This is a genomic window from Salinicola sp. CPA57, assembly GCF_003206035.1.
In the GTDB taxonomy this organism is placed as follows: Bacteria; Pseudomonadota; Gammaproteobacteria; order Pseudomonadales; family Halomonadaceae; genus Salinicola; species Salinicola socius.
The window spans coordinates 42,415-58,832 of record NZ_PZJR01000006.1 but is presented as its reverse complement, the minus strand read 5'-3'; the positions used below and the strand labels follow the sequence as shown (position 1 = coordinate 58,832).

General features: G+C 63.6%; 9 protein-coding genes. 7 read left to right on the top strand and 2 right to left on the bottom strand.

Annotation, left to right across the window (positions count from 1 at the left end; translation table 11 throughout):
• Nucleotides 1-16: 16 nt before the first annotated feature.
• Together DOM36_RS07695 and DOM36_RS07690 are read right to left on the bottom strand one after the other, a co-directional pair.
• Nucleotides 17-970, bottom strand: coding sequence for an SMP-30/gluconolactonase/LRE family protein (locus DOM36_RS07695; protein ID WP_110642374.1), 954 nt, complete (start codon nt 968-970; stop codon nt 17-19).
• A 135-nt stretch (nt 971-1,105) separates the two neighbouring features.
• On the bottom strand, nt 1,106-1,777 hold the full coding sequence (locus tag DOM36_RS07690; RefSeq protein ID WP_110642372.1) for a TetR family transcriptional regulator: 672 nt from the start codon (nt 1,775-1,777) through the stop codon (nt 1,106-1,108).
• 174 nt (nt 1,778-1,951) lie between these two features.
• Between DOM36_RS07690 and DOM36_RS07685 the strand changes: the two genes are divergently transcribed.
• The 7 genes from DOM36_RS07685 to treY all read left to right on the top strand — a co-directional run bounded on the left by DOM36_RS07685 (nt 1,952) and on the right by treY (nt 16,404).
• Nucleotides 1,952-3,235, top strand: a complete 1,284-nt coding sequence (locus tag DOM36_RS07685) for an efflux RND transporter periplasmic adaptor subunit (protein ID WP_110642370.1) — start codon at nt 1,952-1,954, stop codon at nt 3,233-3,235.
• Nucleotides 3,235-6,423, top strand: coding sequence for a multidrug efflux RND transporter permease subunit (locus DOM36_RS07680; RefSeq protein WP_075571532.1), 3,189 nt, complete (start codon nt 3,235-3,237; stop codon nt 6,421-6,423). Before DOM36_RS07685 ends, DOM36_RS07680 begins: the two co-directional genes overlap by 1 nt.
• A gap of 292 nt (nt 6,424-6,715) precedes the next feature.
• Nucleotides 6,716-8,410, top strand: a complete 1,695-nt coding sequence (glgA, locus tag DOM36_RS07670; protein WP_342353254.1) for a glycogen synthase GlgA — start codon at nt 6,716-6,718, stop codon at nt 8,408-8,410.
• A gap of 71 nt (nt 8,411-8,481) precedes the next feature.
• Complete coding sequence (locus DOM36_RS07665; protein WP_157958593.1) at nt 8,482-9,684, top strand: alpha amylase C-terminal domain-containing protein; 1,203 nt, start codon at nt 8,482-8,484, stop codon at nt 9,682-9,684.
• A complete protein-coding gene (gene treZ / locus DOM36_RS07660; protein WP_110642362.1) occupies nt 9,681-11,546 on the top strand; it encodes a malto-oligosyltrehalose trehalohydrolase in 1,866 nt (621 codons plus the stop codon). The genes DOM36_RS07665 and treZ overlap by 4 nt, the downstream gene beginning before the upstream one ends.
• Nucleotides 11,543-13,678: a 4-alpha-glucanotransferase gene (gene malQ / locus DOM36_RS07655; protein ID WP_110642360.1), complete on the top strand. Its 2,136-nt coding sequence runs from the start codon at nt 11,543-11,545 to the stop codon at nt 13,676-13,678. Before treZ ends, malQ begins: the two co-directional genes overlap by 4 nt.
• A complete protein-coding gene (gene treY, locus DOM36_RS07650) occupies nt 13,675-16,404 on the top strand; it encodes a malto-oligosyltrehalose synthase (protein ID WP_110642358.1) in 2,730 nt (909 codons plus the stop codon). Before malQ ends, treY begins: the two co-directional genes overlap by 4 nt.
• The last annotated feature ends 14 nt before the right edge of the window (nt 16,405-16,418 follow it).

Below are 16,418 nucleotides of genomic sequence, written 5' to 3'. Positions count from 1 at the left end.
GGTATCTCAACGATCGTCAGCGTGTCGGGGTGCGGACATCGGAGGGGGAAACCGCCTCGCCGATGATGTGGTGGCCGCGGGTATTGAGCGTCAGCGCATAGAGCGACGTGGTGGCACAGATGTACAGCCGGTTGCGACTGATACCGCCGAAGCAGACGTTGGCCACGGTTTCCGGAACCAGAATGCGACCGAGGCGCGCGCCATCCGGGGCATAGCAGTGAACGCCGTCCCCGGCGCTCGTCCAGAGATTGCCGGCGACGTCCAGGCGGAATCCGTCGAATAGCCCGCGGTCGGATTCCGCGAACACCTCGCCGCCGCTCAGGCGATAACCCTCCTCCACGCGGAAGCGCCGGATATGGCGGGGTCCGCCATCACGATGCGTGGCGCCGGTGTCGGAAACGTAGAGCCACGCCTCGTCTGGGGAAAAGCCCAGGCCGTTGGGCTTCTCGAAGTCGTCGGCCACCCGAATCAGCGCGCCGTCGACGGTGAGGCAATAGACGTGGCAGCCCAACTCGGAATGGCGTTTACCACCTTCATAGTCGCTATCGATACCGTAGCTGGGATCGGTGAACCAGACCGAACCGTCGGACTTGACCACGACGTCGTTGGGCGAGTTGAGTCGGGCGCCCTCGAAGGTATCGGCAAGCGTAGTGACGCGGCCGTTGTGTTCGGTGCGCGTGACGCTGCGGCTGCCGTGCTCGCAGGTGATCAGGCGCCCCTCCCGGTCAAGGGTCTGGCCGTTGCTGAACGCCGAGGATTGGCGAAAGGTGGAAACATGGCCGTCGTTCTCGTCGTAGCGCAGAATGCGATCGTTGGGGATATCCGACCACAGCAGATAGCGTCCGGCGGCAGAATAGGCAGGTCCTTCGCACCAGCGGCCCGCTTGCCAGAGATGATCGAGCTGGCCGTTGAGCAGGATCAGGGAAGAGAAACGTTCGTCTTCGATGACGAGCCAGTCAGGGTAGGGCATGGTAGGCAATCTTGTCGGTTTGGAAATTGCCCAGTGTCGAGGCTCGCGGCGGTAATGTCTTTGCGACGAAAGTGTCTTGTGACGAAAATGGGGCCTCCGACGCCGAACCGGGAGTGTCGATCCGGCGTCGTCGCGTTACTGCACTGACCCGGAAGATTCGGTGGGTGCAGAGGACGTGCCAATGCCCGCTGTCGGGTAAAGCGTTATACGCTCGAAGAAGGTATCGATGATGCGCGGCCCGATCTCGCCGATATCGTAGCGGTCGGGGCCGCGGAGCCATTCATGCATCAGGCCCAGAAACATCGACATCAGCATGCGACAGGCGATCTCCGGTTCGACGCTTTCGACCAGGGTGCCGGTGCGATGCGCCTCCTGAAAGCGCTCGACCATGGTTTCGAAGCACTCATCGGAGAGCTTCTGATGGAGATCGAGAATATCGACGTCACTGGATGACTCGCAGCAGTGGAAAAGAATCGTATGAACCCGCCGGGACCGAGGGCGCTGCAGCCTGGCCAAGGCATGAAGTGTGGCGAGACGAAGGCTTTCCAGCGGCGCTCGCGGGCGCTCCGGGTCCTCGACATCATCCAGTAACTGGCGCAGTGGCATCTTGACCCGGTCCAGCATGGCGTGAAACAGGTCGGACTTGTTCTTGAAGTGCCAATAGACGGCGCCGCGAGTCATGCCGGCCTGACGCGCGATCTGTTCGAGCGAAGTTCGTGACACGCCGCGTTCGAGAAAAATGACTTCGGCCGCGTCCAACAGCGCTTCGCGGGTTGCCTCTGCTTCGGCCTTGGTGCGTTTGGGCATGGGGATGTCGTCGACAGGTGAGTGGTGGGCGAGCGTGGACCGGCATTTATTGGAGTGTGATTAAAACCGCCGTCGACAGAGCATAACCAATTTCTCTTCAAGTTTACATTCATGTATGTATGCCTGTAAGCTCGCCACATTAACTTAAGTATCATTCTTCCAGGACGGAGACTCATGCGCCCTAATCTCAAGAATTGCACCCTCGGTTTCGGTGGGGCGTTGTTGCTGTCGCTGGTATTGGCCGGCTGTGGCGGCGATGATCAGCAGAGCGCGAAGCAACAAGGTGGCGGGCAACAGCAGAAGCCGCCCGCGAAAGCGGAAGTGATGGAGGTCGAGGCGCACGATGTCGCGCTCTCCAAGGAATATCCCGCTCAGGTTCGCAGCAACCGCGAAGTGACCGTCATGGGTCGTGTCGAAGGCGTCCTGGAAGCGCGGCACTATCGCGAGGGCAGCATGGTCGAGAAGGGCGACAAGCTCTTCACCATCGAACAGGCGCCCTACGAAGCGACGGTAAAACAGAATCAGGCCGACGTGCAGAGTGCGCAGGCCGAGGTTTCCCGTGCCAAGCGTGATGCCGAGCGCTACGCCCGGCTCTACAATCAGAACTCCGTCAGCCAGCAGCAGCGCGACCAGGCCAAGGCAGACCTGAGCACGGCGCAGGCGGCGCTGGCACAGGCGCGGGCGGCACTGGACAGCGCCCAGATCAATCTCAGCTATACCGAGGTCAACGCCCCGGTCAGCGGCATGATCAGCCTGAGCGAGATCAATGTCGGCAACCTGGTGCAGCCGCCCCAGGAGTTGGCGACCATCACCCCGCTGAATCCGATCGAGGTTCGCTTCTCGCTGCCCGCCGATGACGCCTTTTCGCTGCGCCAGCAGCGCCAGAAGGAAGACGAAGGCGCAACGGATACCGTGATTCTGACCGCGCCGGGTACGGAAAGTGCCTCTCGGGACGCGCTCCAGTTGCGCGGCAAGCTGGACTTCCTGGGCTCTCGGGTCGATGAGTCCACCAGCACGGTACAGGCCGAGGCCGTGTTCCAGAATGATGACCAGCTCTTTCTGCCCGGACAGTTCGTACGGATTTCTCTGCCGCATGTGATGCGTTACGACGTCTACGCCGTACCGGCCATCGCCGTGACCGAAGGTCTCAAGGGGCCTCAGGTGTTCGTGGTGAACGGTGAAGGCAAGGCCGAATCGCGTTTCGTCTCGCTGGGCGAGATCGCCGGCGACTGGCAGATCATCACCGAAGGCCTGAAGCCCGGCGATCGTGTCGTCGTATCGGGGATCGGCAGCATCTCCGCCGGCGATCAGATCGATGCCCAGCCGTTCACCGGCAAGGTGCCTGCACCGCAGAACAACGCTGGCGAAAATCCGTCCCAGGAACCTGATGCAAAGGGTGGTGAAGGCGTCGAGGGCGCCCGTCGTGACGCCCAAGACGGACAGAACGGAGCCAACTGATGAACTTTGCCAGCGTTTTCATCAGACGCCCGATCTTTGCCACGGTCGTCTCGGTCATCATTACGCTGATTGGCCTGATGGCCATGAGGACGTTGCCGATCGAGCAGTATCCTCCCGTGGTACCGCCGACGATCAGTGTTTCCGCGACCTATCCCGGCGCCAGTGCCCAGACCGTTTCCGACACGGTCGCATCCGTCATCGCGCAGGAGATCAATGGCACCGAGGACATGATCTATCTGACCTCGTCGAGTTCCGACAGCGGTCAGATGTCGATGAGTGTCTATTTCAATATCGGTACCGATCCGCAGACGGCGACGATCAACGTCAACAACCGGGTTCAGCGGGCGTTGTCGCAGCTCCCGAGCGAGGTACAGTCACAGGGCGTCACCGTCGAACAGCGTTCGTCTAGCATCCTGTTGTTCGTCGGTATCACGTCGACCTCGGATGCCTACGATTCGCTCTACCTGACCAACTACGCCAACATCAATGTGACGGACGAGCTTTCGCGGCTTCCCGGCGTCGGGCAGGCGGAAGTCCTTGGCAGCCAGGAATTCGCCATGCGGGTCTGGCTCAACCCGGACAAGCTGGCGCAGTACGATCTGACGCCGGCAGAGGTGTCTTCGGCGATCCAGGCACAGAATGCGGTCGTGGCGGGCGGCAAGCTCGGTGCCGAGCCCCAGAGCAACCCGACGCCGTACACGTACACCATCACCACCGAAGGTCGTTACGAGAGCGTCGATCAGTTCCGGAACATCATCCTGCGAACCAACGCTGACGGCTCGTCGCTGCGTTTGAGCGATGTCGCGCGGATCGAGCTGGGCAAGAACAGCTACGGCATTCAGGCCTACGTCAACAACAAGCCGATTGCACCGATTGCGATCTATCTGCAGCCGGGGGCCAATGCGCTGGACGTGGCCAAGGAAGTCAAGGATTCCATGGCGGATCTCAAGACACGGTTCCCGCCGGGACTGGACTTCGAGATCCCCTACGACACCACGCTGTTCATCGATGCTTCCATCCAGTCGGTCGAACACACGTTCATCGAGGCTCTGCTTCTCGTCGCGGTGATCGTGTTCGTGTTCCTGCAGAGCTGGCGTTCGACGCTGGTGGCGATGTCGGTAGTGCCGATTTCGGTGGTGGGTACGTTTGCCGGGATGTATCTGCTCGATTTCTCGATCAACCTGCTGTCTCTGTTCGGCATGATACTGGCGATCGGTATCGTGGTGGACGATGCCATCGTGGTGATCGAGAACGTCGAACGCATCATGGAGGAAGACGAAGAGGCGACTCCGTTCAGTGCGGCGCTCGAAGCGATGAAAGAAGTTTCCGGCGCGGTCATCGCGACGGCGTTCATCATGTCGGCGGTATTCGTGCCGGTGGGTTTCATGAGCGGCCTGACCGGACAGATGTACCAGCAGTTCGCGATCACCATCGCGATCTCGGTCGCGATCTCGGCGATCGTGGCATTGTCGTTCACGCCCGCCATGAGCGCGATCTTCCTCAAGCATCAGGATCGCATCCAGCAGTCCGGCTTCGTGCGCGTCATTCGTAAGCCGTTCGACTGGTTCAACAAGCTCTTCGACAAGATCACCGACTTCTTCATGGCGATCACCAACTTCATCATTCATCAGCTGTGGCTGGTGCTGGTAGGTCTGGCTGCCGCCGGTGTCGTTTCCTGGTTGATCTTCGCCCAGCTGCCGGCGGCGCTTCTGCCTTCCGAGGACCAGGGCGTGGCGCTGGCCTCGGTCAGCCTGCCGGCAGGGTCGTCGGTGGCGCGCACGGATGCCTACGTGCAGGAGTTGAGCCAGCGGCTGCGTGATGCCGTTCCCGGAATCAATTACGTGACCGGCATTCCGGGCTTCGACATTCTGTCGAGTTCGCCCAATACCGCCAAGGGCACGGTCTTCGTCACCATGAAACCGTGGGAAGATCGCGATATCACCATCGATCAGTTGACCCAGAAAATCATGCAGATCGGTGCCCAGATTCAGGGCGGAAAGACGGTTGCCTTCAACCTGCCGCCGATCCAGGGCCTGTCGCCCACCGGCGGGTTTACCGGTTATCTTCAGGCTTACGGCGGCGATACCGCGCAGCAATTGGCCGAGGCGTCGGGTAAGGTGATGCAGGCGGCGGCCAAAAGGCCTGAGCTTGCGGGCGTGTTCTCGTCGCTGGATGTCAACGTGCCGGTCTACAAGGCGGATGTCGACACCGAGAAGGCCCGGAGCCTGGGCGTGGACATCGGCGATTTGAACACCACCATGGCGAGTACCTTCGGTAGTGCGTTCGTCAACTACTTCACCAGTTCGGGCCGCAACTTCCAGGTCTATCTCCAGTCCGAGGACGATTTCCGACGCAATCCGGATGATCTCAGCAAGGTCTACGTGCGCGGTGGCGATGGTCAGCGCATTCCGCTGTCCGAGCTGGTCACGCTCACTCGTGACAAGGCCCCGTCGGTGCTGCAGCGTTACAACACCTATTCGGCCGCTCAGTTCTCCGGCGGGCCGGCGCCGGGCTACAGCTCCGGAGAAGCGGTGCAGGCGATGCAGGAAGTCGTTGCCGACACGCTGGGCACCGATTACGGGATGGGTTGGAGCGGCGAGGCCTATCAGCAGGTCAATGTCGGTACCGCGGCGACGCTTGCACTGTCGTTCGGCGTGATCATGATGTTCCTGATTCTGGCGGCGCAGTACGAGAGCTGGACGTTGCCGTTGGCGGTGGTGTCGGCAGTGCCGTTCGCCTTCGTCGGCGCGATTCTCGCCGTCTACCTGGCGGGCTTGAGCACGAGTGTCTATCTGCAGGTGGGCTTGCTGGTGGTGGTCGGGTTGGCGGCGAAGAACGCCATCCTGATCGTCGAGTTCGCCGAGCAGCAGCGCAAGCACGCGGGGCTGTCGGTGATCGATGCAGCCAAGGTGGCGGCTCGTCAGCGTTTCCGTCCGATCGTGATGACCTCGCTGGCCTTCATCGGCGGCACCTTGCCGCTGGCGCTGGCGTCAGGCGCCAGTGCGGCGAGTCGTAACCAGATCGGCACGCCGGTGGTGGGCGGGATGATCTCGATCACGCTGCTGGCCACGATTTTCGTGCCGGCGACCTACGTGCTGATCATGAAAGTCACACACGGGTTGCAATCGAGGTTCGGCAAGGGCAAATCGCGTAACGATAGCCACCAGGAAGCTCGCGACAGCCACTAATTTCTGAAGTCGATATGACCGATGGCTCGGTCTTTCAAAGGCAACCTCCCTTGGAGGTTGCCTTTTTTATTGGCTTCTTCTCATCGACTCCTCCCATGGACTCGGCAATCTTCCAAACAGGCTTTGACGCTTCCCGGCCGGTGGCATATATCTGTAGACAGGGCTCGCGTCTGTGCCGAGACAGACAGGGTGGCACCGGCGGCGACGGCAAGCCCGTCGTGCCGGCGAGTCATTGCCCCGCGCATCGACAGATAGCAGCCATGGCCTTGATCTTCCTAAATTAACGTCGGTTATGGCCGTGCCTGCCGCCTGGGCGCAGGATGTTGGGTGGACGCTGGTTAATATTGACTGGTGGACCGAATGTTCAGGGAGGCTGAACATGGCGCAGGCCGCAGTAGATGGCAGGAAAAGTCAGACGGCTGCGAGAGCTGGGGGGAATCCCGGCAGGTCTGTGTCGGTAACCGGCTCCGGCGCGTCCAACTCGCCGGACAATCTATTGTCGCGGCCCGTTCCCAGCTCGTCGAGTCGCCAACGTCGCGTTCTGTTCGTGACGACCGAGATTGCCGATTTCATCAAGGCCGGTGGGCTGGGCGATGTCTCCGCCGCGTTGCCGCGTGCGCTGAAACCCAATTACGACGTGCGTGTGCTGATGCCCGGTTATCGTCAGCTGCTGACCGCCGGTCGGCCGATCGTGCACGTGGCCAGCCTGCCCGCCCGGCATGACCTTCCCGCCTGCGAGATAGGTCGTCTTCTTTGTGAAGACGGATTGATCGTCTACGTCGTGCTCTGTCCGGAACTCTACGACAGGGTCGGCAACGCCTACGGCGATGAGCTGGGCGTCGGGTGGGCGGACAACGACATCCGCTTTGCGCGTCTGGCGATGGCGGCTGCCGAGATCGTCAACGACGCCTCGCTGCTCGAGTGGCAGGTCGAGTTGCTGCACCTCAACGACTGGGCAACGGGCCTGACGGCGGGCTACGTGCGCTGGCTCGGCAAACGCTACGTGCCGTCGGTCTACACCATCCACAATCTCGCCTATCAGGGGCTCTTTCCCGTCGAGCGTCTTGCGGCGCTGGGGATCCCCTCCACCGCGTTCCATATCGATGGCGTGGAGTTTCACGGCCAGCTCTCTTTCATGAAGGCGGGCCTTTCCTACGCGTCCCATGTCACGACGGTCAGCAGCAATTACGCCGACGAGATCACGTCGGCGCCGCTCGGCTGCGGACTGGAAGGCCTGCTCAAGAAGCGCGCGCTGGAAGGGCGGCTCAGCGGCCTGCTCAACGGCATCGACGATCACTGGGATCCGCGTACGGATCCTCATCTGGCGCCCAACTTCGGTATCAACGACTGGCATGGCAAGCGCGCCAACACGCAGCGCGTGCGTCGCATGTTCGGCCTGGCACCCAGCAGCGGTCCGCTGTTCGCGGTGGTGTCTCGGCTGGTGGCGCAGAAAGGGCTAGACCTCACCATTCAGGTCGCCGACGCCATCGTCCAAGCCGGTGGACAACTGGTGGTGATCGGTCGAGGCGAGTACGTCATCGAGCAGGCGCTGATCGCAATGGCGGCGCTCTACCCAGGCCATGTCGGGGTCAATATCGGTTTCGATGAAGGCGAGGCGCGCCAGATCTACGCCGGCAGCGACTTCCTGCTGATGCCGTCCCGCTTCGAGCCCTGTGGCCTCAGCCAGCTCTACGCGCAACGTTTTGGCTCGCTGCCGATCGCCCATCGAACCGGCGGGCTGGCGGACACGATTCAGGACGGCATCAATGGTCTGCTGTTCGATGACATGAGCCTGGAAACCTATCGCGCCACCGTGCTGCGGGCCTTCGACCTGTTCCGCGCGACCGATCTGTTTTACGCCATGCGTCGAGCGTCGATGGCCGGGAGGCTACATTGGCGTCAGGCAGTGATTCCCTATCGACGGTTATATGCCGATCTGTTGACGGAGGCGATAGTGCGATCCGATGACGTCGTGACGAGACGATGATGACCGCTGCCGGTGGTGATCGCACCAGAGCGAATTTCCCTTCTTCCCCCTCCGGCCAGTCCGGGAACCGCATGAAAGCAGCCACCTGGTCCTGGGACGACGGCGACTGGATGCGCGCCCGAGTCGGACGTCATGGTGGGGACATGCCGCTGGCACTCTATTGCCTGTCAGCCTTGGACTGGTACGTCTCCCGGTTCCCGCTGCCGCTGGACTGGCTCGATCTCGCGCAGGAACTGGTGCCCTACGTCGCCGACCTCGGCTTCACGCATATCGTTATCGACGAGGCGCTCGTCGGGCAGCCCGAAACCGGGGTCTGTCGGTTCGTCGAGACCTGCCACGTTGCCGGCGTCGGTGTCCTCGTGCATCGCCCGACGACTGCGTCGTCGACCGAATCCGAATTTCTCGGCTGGTGTCAGCGGTGTCATATCGACGGATTCGAAGAGGACGGTGACTCCAATTGGGCCGGCGGCTGTCGGCTATTTCAGAGCGAGACTACCGAGACCAGCCTGACCCTGTATCGGCGGCCGCAATGGCGGCTGGCAAGCGCCGACTATCTGGCATTGGCACCGGCCTCGCGCTGTCGTCGATACGGGGACTGGGTCGCTGCCTTGACGCCCAGCGAAGGCGAGCGCGGCCTGCTGGAGCAGATGCCGGACGACAGATCGGCGCTCGGCCAGTGGCGACAGACCGTTCACGGCGATGACTGGCAACGCTTCGCCGCCCTCCGGGCCAGCCTGGCATTGATGTGGGCGCTGCCGGGCGACAAGCAGGTGGCGATGGGGGTGGAGCTCGGTCAGATGCTGTCCGAGCCCTGGCCGGAACCGCTGCATTGGCCGTTGCTGTTCGAAAGTCGCCATGCGGGCGTCCTGCGTCTCGTCGCCGATCTCAACCGGTTCTACGTCAACGAGCCGGCCATGCAGATTCGTCACGATGGCCATCTCGGATTCGAATGGCTGGTCGACGACGACAGCGATAACTGTGTCATCGTTTTCGCCCGCCATGCCGAGAGCGGTCACGCCAGCATGATCTGCCTGTGCAACTTCCAGGCCTGCGTCCACTATCAATATCGATTTGGCGTACCCAGCGCCGGCTGGTGGCGTGAAACCTTCAACAGCGACAGTGTCTTTTACGGCGGCAGCAACGTGGGCAACGGTCGTGGCGTGACCTCGGAGCCGATCCCCAGTCATGGGCATGCCCAGTCACTGGCCGTGACGGTGCCACCGATGGCGGCGCTGTTCCTGCGTCATGAAAATTGGCTCGGAGAGTCTCCATGAGCGCGTCTTCCGTTTCCCGTGGATCGAATGTTGCCACCCTGCGTTCCAGGGAGGTGGCAGATTCGGTCTGGTCCTCTTTCTACGGCGCGTCTCCGACTCGCGAGGGGCGGGTTCGGTTTCGCCTTTGGGCGCCCAGCGCTCAGCGGGTAGCGCTGGAGCGCGAGGGGCAGTCTTCGCTGCCCATGGAACCGACGGCGGACGGACATTTCGAGCTCGAAACCGAATGCCTGCCGGATACGGTCTATCGCTACCGCGTCTTCGTCGATGGCGACGAAGACGGACTTGCCGTTCCCGATCCCGCCTCGAAAGCCCTGCAGGGTGGGGTCGACGGCGCCAGCTGCGTAATCGACCCGGATCGTTACACCTGGCGCCACGGCGAATGGTCCGGCCGGCCCTGGGAAGAGACGATCATCTACGAGGTCCACCTGGGCGCCTGCGGGGGTATCGACGGATTGCGTCGGCGATTGCCGGCACTGGTCGAGCTGGGCGTGACCGCCATCGAGCTGATGCCGCTCGCCGAATGCCCGGGGCAGCACAATTGGGGCTACGACGGCGTTCAGCCCTATGCCGTCGCGTCCTACTATGGCACGCCGGAGGCGCTCAAGGCGCTGATCGATGATGTCCACGGGCACGGGCTGATGATCCTTCTCGACGTGGTCTACAACCATTTCGGGCCGGATGGCAATTTTCTCGGCCACTATGCCCAACCGTTCTTCCGCGAAGACCTCGCGACGCCTTGGGGTGACGCCATCGACTTTCGCCGGCCCCAGGTGCGCCGCTTTTTCATCGACAACGCGCTGATGTGGCTCCTCGAATACCGTTTCGACGGATTACGATTCGATGCCGTTCACGCCATCAGCGAGCGGGATTTCCTGGTGGAGCTGGGGCATACCCTGCGGGAGCGTGTCGGCCCGGATCGGCATTGCCATCTGATCCTGGAAAACGAGCACAATCAGGCCAGCCTGCTTGAACCGGGACTGTTCGACGCGCAGTGGGCCGATGACTGGCATAACACGATGCATGTTCTGCTCACCGGCGAGCGCGAAGGCTATTACGCGGACTTCGTCGAGAACGCGACGGAAAAGCTGGCAACGGCAGTGGGTGAAGGCTTCGTCTATCAGGGCCAGCGCTCCCGCAAGGGTGAAGCGCGCGGCGAGTCCAGCGGGCATCTGCCACCGACGGCATTCGTCAATTTTCTGCAGAATCATGATCAGATCGGCAATCGTGCGCTGGGCGATCGTCTGCCTCACCTGGCCGATCCGGATGCGCTCGATGCGGCAACGCTGATGCTGCTGCTCTCTCCCGCCATTCCGCTACTGTTCATCGGCGAGGAGTGGGGTTCGACGCGGCCGTTTCTGTTTTTCACCGATCATCGCGACGCTCTGGCCGATGCCGTACGCGAGGGCCGGCGCCGCGAGTTCGCGGATTTCAGTGCCTTCGAGGATCCGGACCAGCGCGAGCGCATTCCCGATCCCAACGCGCAGGCGACCTACGAGGCATCGTGCCTCGACGAGGAGGAGCCCCGCGCTCCGCAACATCGGCATTATCAGGGGCGTTTTCGCCAGTGGCTGGCGTTGCGTCACCGACATGTCATTCCGGCACTGAAAAATTGTCGTGCCGTTGCGGCTCGCGTGCTCGGCGACAAGGCCGTTCAGGGCCAGTGGCGGTTGGGTGATGGCCAGATCCTGACCATCGCGATCAACCTGTCCGCGCAGCCGGTGGCGGTGGGGTCGTCAGGCACGCCGCTGGTCTGCTCGCGAGAGGATAGTAGCGATCCCGTCGCCGATGGCCAGTTGCCGGCGCTGACCAGCGTCGTCTGGCTTCAGCCGTCGGATGGGGTATCCGGAGTGTCAGGCGAATGACCACGGTTCAGCCATCGGATCACGAATCCGCTGCCAGGCTGCGCCAACTGGCGTCGTCGGTGGGCCTGCTGCTCGAATGGGCCGGCAGCGATGACCAGCCCCAGTCGCTGTCCGAGGCGCGTCAGCGCAGGATGCTGACTCGCCTCGGCTGGCCGGCGGGGGACGACGACGAGGTCGCCGCCAGTCTGGCCCGCTGGCAGTCGCGCCAATGCCCGGCGGCGTTCGACCGGTTGCCGCCCATGCTGTTGGCCGATCAGGACAAGCCGCTGCAGATTCCCGTCGCCGATGGTGGCGGCTGCGCGTTCGTCCTTCGGCTCGAGAGTGGCGAGACGCTGGATGGCCATCTCGACGCTCAAGGCCACTTGCCTGCGATTCGGGAGACCGGGTATCACCGTGTGAGTTTTCTCGCCGAGCCGGGTGGGGACAGCGTGACCCGGATGCTGGCGGTGGCGCCGCCGCGGTGCTTTACGCTGGATGACGTCGCTCGGGAGCAGGGCGACGCGCAGCCCAGCTACTGGGGCGTCGCGGTACAGCTCTACGCGCTTAGGCGTGACGGCGATGCCGGCATCGGTGATCTTCAGGCGCTCGACGAGCTTTGCACCGTAGTGGCACGCGCCGGCGCCGATGCGGTGGCCATCAGTCCGCTGCATGCGCTGTTTACCGCGCACCCCGAGCGGTTCAGCCCCTATTCGCCCTCCAGCCGGCTGTTCTACAACGTCTGGCACGCCTCGCCCGAGTGCCTGTTCGACGAAGCGACGCTGGCGCGGGTGCGGGAGCCATTTGCCGACGCGATAGCTAACCAGGCCGCACTCGAGCTGATCGACTGGCCGGCCAGCGCACGGCTCAAGCTGGCAATGCTGGAACGGCTGTTCGGACATGTTCAGCAGGACGACAGCGCGCTGGCATGGCGTTCTCGGCTGGCTGCCTTTCGTCGCGACGGCGGCGATAGCCTCGAACGTCACTGTCGGTTCGAAGTGCTTCAAGCGCACGCCGACCACAATGACTGGCGACAGTGGCCCGAGGCCTGGCGAGATCCCCGCAGCGAAGCGGTCGAGGCCTTTGCCGAGCAGTACCGGGAAGCGATCACTTTCGCGGTATTTCTGCAATGGCTGGTGGCGGCCGGGCTCGATCAGGTGCAGGGCAACGCCCGTCAGGCGGGGATGGCGGTGGGGTTGATCGCCGATCTCGCGGTGGGTGTCGATCCCGCCGGCAGTCAGGCCTGGAGCGATCCCGATGAGCTGTTTCCCGGTCTCAACGCCGGTTCGCCGCCGGATGCTTTCAACGCCCACGGGCAGAGTTGGGGCGTGGCCGCGTTCTCGCCGGTCGGGCTGGTCGACTCCGGCTACCGGGGATTTCTGGCCATGCTGCGGGCCAGTCTCGCCCACGCCGGCGGCCTGAGAATCGATCATATTCTGGGACTGTCGCGGCTGTGGCTGGTCCCGGATGGAGAGACCGCGCAGCAGGGCGCCTATCTGCGCTACCCGCTGGACGATCTGCTGCGACTGGTGTCACTGGAATCGTGGCGGCATCGGGCCATCGTCATCGGCGAGGACTTGGGCACCGTGGAAGCCGGATTGCGCGATCGGCTGGCGGCGCGCGGCGTGCTCGGCATGAGCGTGATGTGGTTCGAGCGAGAGGGCGAGGCGTTTCTGCCGGCCAAGCGCTGGCGCCCGACCACCATCGCCATGACCAGCACCCACGATCTGCCCACGGTGGCCGGCTGGTGGCTGGAGAACGATCTCCGCTGGCGAGAAAGGCTGGGACTGTTGGCGGCGGACGAGGATCCCGCCGTGCTCGGTGAGCAGCGTCGCCATGATCGTCGCCGTCTGGTCGGTGTCTGCGGGCTCGACGGGATCGCGGGCGATGACGGCATCGCCAGCGACAGGGTGAGCGTCGACGATGTAATCGATGCCGCGCTGGTCCATGTGGCGGCGACGCCGACGCCGCTGGCGTTATTGCCGCTCGAGGATCTGCTGGGGCTGGTGGAGCAGGCCAACCTGCCCGGTACGCTCGACGAACACCCCAATTGGCGCCGGCGTCTGCCGGCCCCCGCGCCGCAGGCGTTGAAAGCGCCGGCGGTCCAGCAACGTTTATCACGCATCGATCGCCTACGCCGGGAGCGTCGAACATGAGGCAGCTTCGCGCCACCGTCAGATTGCAGTTGCACGCCGGTTTTACCTTTGATGACGCCTGCGGCCAGGTCGACTACTACGCCGCTCTGGGCGTCAGCCATTTCTATCTGTCGCCTTTCCTCGCGTCGCGGGCGGGTTCGATGCACGGTTACGACGGCGTCGATCCCACTCGCGTCGATTCAGAGCTGGGTGGCGAAGCCGGGCTGGCGCGTCTGGTCGAGGCGCTGCACGCCCGGGACATGGGTATTCTTGCCGATATCGTGCCCAATCATCTGGCCGTGGGCGCCGAGAACGCCTGGTGGCAGGACGTGCTGGCTCGCGGTCGCGCCAGCGACTTCGCTTCCTGCTTCGATATCGACTGGGAGCAGCCCGGCGCCGACGGCAGGCTGCTGTTGCCGTTTCTCGGCGACCGTTACGTTCGGGTACTGGAAAACGGTGAACTGACCCTGGGTTGGGATGCTCGCCATGGTGCCTTCTTCATCGGTTATCACGAGCATCGATTTCCGCTGGATCCGGCGCATGCCGCGGCGCTGCTGACAGCCGCAGGTGGCGATGCTCGGCCCGGCGGCATCCCGAGCGACGAGCGCGAGAGTGACGATTCGCGCGTCGCCGCGGTGATCGCTCGGCATGACCCCGGTACCGGAGAAGGGCGAGCACGGCTGCACGGCTTGCTGGAGCGCCAGGCCTACCGGCTCGCCTACTGGCGCACGGCCAACGACGCGCTCAACTGGCGTCGATTCTTCGATATCACCGAACTGGTGGGGGTGCGGGTCGAGGACGAGAGCGTATTCGATCTTTCCCACGCCTATCTACTCTCGCTGGTCGAACGCGGCTGGATCGACGGGTTGCGCATCGACCATATCGATGGTCTCGCCGATCCCCGAGGTTACGCGCTCCGGCTGCGCTCGCGTCTCCAGGCGATTGCCGAGCGTCGCCGCAAACTCGATGGCGGGCGGGACGGCGCCAATCGCCGACCGATCTATGTCGAAAAGATTCTGGGCGACGGCGAACGTCTGCACACCGATTGGGAGGTGGATGGCGCTACCGGCTATGAATTCCTCGATCTGGTATCCGGCATCCAGCACGATCCGGCCGGGCGCGAGCCACTGGCCCGGTTATGGCGCGAGATCAGCGGACGCCCGGATGATTTCGCCGCCGAGGTTCAGGCGGCGCGCCGAGAGATGCTCCACGGCGCTTTGACCGCCGAATTCGAACGTTGCGTCCAGTCCATCGACGCCCTCGCCAGTATCGATCCCGCCACGCGGGAATTCAGCGCGGCGACGATTCGGCGCGTGCTCGGCGCGCTGGCTGTGGGCTATCCGGTCTATCGCAGCTACGCCGATCGCAACGGCCGTCCCGACGCCGATGCCGGGGATTTCAATCACGCCATGGACGTCGCGCGATCGCTGTTGACGGCGGCCGACGCGGCCTGGCTCCCGCTGCTCGACGACTGGTTCGGTGGCAGAGCCGCCGACGCCTTCGACGAGCCCGAGCGGCAGTTGCGCCTGACGGCGACGACGCGGTTCCAGCAGTTGACCTCGCCGCTGGCAGCGAAGGCCGTCGAGGATACCGCGGGCTACCGCTCGGCCGTGCTGCTGTCACGCAACGATGTCGGCTGCGAGGGCGCGCATTTCGCCTACGCGCCGGCTCGCCTGCATGAGGCGAATCGGGAACGGTTGGCGACATTCCCTCGCGCCATGCTGACCACGGCGACGCACGACCACAAGCGCGGCGAAGATGTCCGTGCCAGGCTGGCGGCGATCAGCGAGCTGAGCGACGTGCTGGTGCCGAAGATGCAAGCCTGGGCGACCGACCAGCGTCTCTACGATAGTCGCGAAACGCCCAGTGGCGGGGATCGGTTGATGATGCTGCAGCTGCTGCTGACGGCATGGCCGCTGGCGTTGACGTCGGGGATGGTGCCGGACGCCGAGCTTGAAGATTGCGATCGGCAGGGGCTGAACGCCTTCGCCGATCGGCTCGTCGCCTGGCAGCAGAAGGCGATGCGTGAAGCCAAGCTCGCGAGCCACTGGCTGGCTCCCGACGAGGCCTATGAGCAGGCTGGCGAAGACGCCATTCGCTGCGCGCTGAGCGGCGACGAGCTGACCCGCGAACTGGCCGAAGCGGCGGCGCTGCTGGATCTGCCGGGCGCGATCAACGGCCTGGCGCAGACGGTGCTTCGGCTATGTTCGCCGGGTGTGCCGGACCTCTATCAGGGCACCGAGTTCTGGGATCAATCGCTGGTCGATCCCGACAACCGCCGTCCGGTCGACATGGCGGCCCGTCGCGAGGCGCTGGATGAAGCCGAAGCGCCGACCTCGGCGTGGCGTCACTGGCGGGACGGGGCAGTCAAGCAGGCCGTCATCCAGCGTCTACTCATCCTGCGACGTGAACACCCCGAGCTTTTCCATGAGGGCGAGTATCTGCCACTACACGCGGTCGGTGCCTGTGCCGAACACGTCATCGCCTTTGCTCGCAGAACGCCGACGCTGACGCTGGTGGTCGCCGTGCCGCGGCTGTCGATGGCATTGTCGGGGGCGTCCGACGATCAGCAACTGCGGTGGGGGGACACCTCGCTGATGCTCGATGCCCTGGGCCTGGAAGGCGCCGGCGAGGGCTGGCTGACCTCGACCCCAGTGGAAACGCCTACCGTTATTCGACTACACGAACATTTGTCGGCTTTTCCCTGCGGTGCCTGGGTGTGGACTTCCGGAACCCAGCTACGCTGAGAGTGCGGTGCCAG